1 protein-coding gene is annotated in these 1,237 nt (G+C 63.8%); it reads right to left on the bottom strand.

The features are described 5' to 3' along the window. Positions 1-180 precede the first annotated feature (180 nt). Positions 181-1,237 (bottom strand): glycosyltransferase family 87 protein (locus A2J01_RS05325; RefSeq protein ID WP_064112247.1); only part of this gene is annotated, 1,057 nt, incomplete at its 5' end.

Genomic DNA, 1,237 nt, shown 5'->3' with positions numbered 1-1,237 from the left:
TGCCTCGACGGTCGCCACTCTCGATGCCATTCAGCACAAGTACGAAGCGAAGGGAAAGCACGTCGAGATCATCGGTCTCGACGGCGCCAGCCTCGAGCGGTTGGATCGGCTCTCCGGCAAGCTCGGCGGCGGTCACTGACGTCAGCTCATCCTCACCGAAGGGGCCGTTTCTTCACCTGCTCACACGGGTGAAGGAACGGCTTCTTCCACATCCTGACGGGATGCGGGAGCAGGGGCTGCATCGGAGCCGGTGCGGTCCCGGGTCGCAGCGACACGCACCGCGCACACGAAGAGGACGAGCGCTGTCAGGAGTTGGGCGTTTCCGATCACCTGCTGCGCAAGTTCACCAGCCCATCCCCCCGGGAACGTCCATCTCAGGACGAAATAGGGGCCGATGGCGAAAATTGTGACGGCAACGGCGATGAGGGGCCTCCACGATCGGTACTGCGGCGCCACCCCGAGGGGGATCAGCATGATGACGTACACCCAGTGGTGAGTGACCGCGATCGGTGCCGCGAGCAGCGACGCCAGCGCGACGACCCCGAGGGCGAGGACAGGTTCCCCGCTGCGCGTGAAGCGGTGCCCTGCGTAGGCTGCGGCGGCGATGATCATGGCGACGATCAGCAGCCAGATCGCATCTTTGAGCATGCCCTGGGCGCCGAGTCGGGCCAACAGTCCGGTGACGGCTTGGTTGCGGAAGAACTCGTGCGCACCGCCGCGGTCACTGCGGAAGAATTCCGTCGCCCAGAACCACACCGAATCCTTGGGCAGAAATACGAAACCGATACCGACGGTGACCAAGAATGCGCCGAGGGCGCGGGCGATCGAGGGTAGGTCTCGCCGCACGAGCAGGACGAGCCCGAAGGCAGCGGGAGTGATCTTGATGGCCGCGGCAATTCCGATGCCGATTCCTCTGAATCTGCGGGGCAGGGCGCCGCAGCAATCGGCGACGACCAACGCCATCAACGCGATGTTGACCTGCCCGAACCCGAGGTTCGAGCGCACCGGCTCGAGGACCAGCGCCACACCAGTCAGCGCCGCAGCCACAAGAGATGGCCGCGGTATCGACAATTGGCGCAGGACGACTTTCAGGATCCACCACACCAGCGCGATATTGATCGATGTCCATATCACCTGCAGGACAACGGGATCACTCCACGCCATCGGCGCGAAAATTATCGCCGCGAACGGCGAGTAGATGAACCGGAACCCGGACGAGCTCGGAAAATCTTCCGAA

Origin of the sequence: Rhodococcus sp. EPR-134 (assembly GCF_001647205.1) — a bacterium.
GTDB lineage: Bacteria > Actinomycetota > Actinomycetes > Mycobacteriales > Mycobacteriaceae > Rhodococcus_F > Rhodococcus_F qingshengii.
This window is presented reverse-complemented; position numbering and strand designations above follow the sequence as displayed.